We start from the raw sequence: 941 nt of genomic DNA, 5'->3' as shown, positions 1-941 counted from the left end.
CATATTTAAAAATTCAGAAACAGAGTCAAATTCCATTATTTTTCTCCTTGATTCATTGCAAGGTCTTTAACCCAGAGGCGCATGCTATTTCTCGCCAATATTTCATTTTTGAATCTAACTAAGGTTAGTGCACCAATCATCACCCCAAACCCTGTGATGTTAATCAGAAGTGGATAAAGCATATCTGATGACATTGCAGATTCTTCAGTGATTTTTATCGTTGCCGGCTGATGCAAAGAGTTCCACCATTCGACCGAGAATTTAATTATTGGGACATTAATTACTCCGACAATTGCGAGAATACCTGCTGCCCTTGCTGCTAATACTTTATCTTCATAAGAGGCGTAAAGAGCTATTACACCTAAATACAAGAAAAGTTGTACGAGTTCAGAGGTAAGCCTTGCATCCCAGACCCACCAAGTTCCCCACATTGGTTTCCCCCATGCAGAACCTGTAATTAGTGCAATAAAAGTCATAACAGCACCAATTGGAGCAATCGAAGCGGCCGCCCAATCAGCAGTTTTAATTTGCCACACAACACCTATAAATGCGCATGAGGCCATCGCCATATACGCAGCCATAGACATAGAGGCTGCTGGAACATGGATGTAAATGATCCTATAGCTTTCCCCTTGCTGGTAATCAACTGGAGTAAAAAGTAGCCCTTGAATTGTACCAAGTCCGATTAGGATAATTGCTGTAATAGCCAACCAAGGTAGCAGTTTATCAGATAGTTTGTACGCACGTTCAGGATCCGCATATGAGTGAAGCCATTTCCACATAGTTATTTTACTCTCTAATCATGCACTAATTAATGGGAGGGTTTAAAAACCTGACAATTTTACCAATAAACTACTAAAACATTAGCTTAAAAATCAGGAGCGTAAACACAATGATAACAATGTTGATTCTTTCAGCAACTAATAACATGGCCACCCATT

General features: G+C 39.7%; 1 protein-coding gene. It reads right to left on the bottom strand.

What is annotated here, in order from left to right; all coding sequences use genetic code 11:
- Window positions 1-35: 35 nt before the first annotated feature.
- Window positions 36-782 carry a heme ABC transporter permease gene (locus tag BCU91_RS06940; RefSeq protein ID WP_102531175.1) on the bottom strand — a complete coding sequence of 249 codons (747 nt, stop codon included), beginning with the start codon at window positions 780-782 and terminating at the stop codon, window positions 36-38.
- Between the last annotated feature and the right edge of the window lie 159 nt (window positions 783-941).

The organism is Shewanella sp. 10N.286.52.B9, assembly GCF_002873635.1.
Classification (GTDB): domain Bacteria; phylum Pseudomonadota; class Gammaproteobacteria; order Enterobacterales; family Shewanellaceae; genus Shewanella.
Note: the sequence above shows the minus strand (reverse complement) of the source record. Positions and strands in the feature narration are given on the sequence as shown.

Excerpts from the sequence above, each read along its gene's own strand:
- BCU91_RS06940 (WP_102531175.1), bottom strand. The coding sequence starts at position 782 with ATGTGGAAATGGCTTCACTCATATGCGGATCCTGAACGTGCGTACAAA.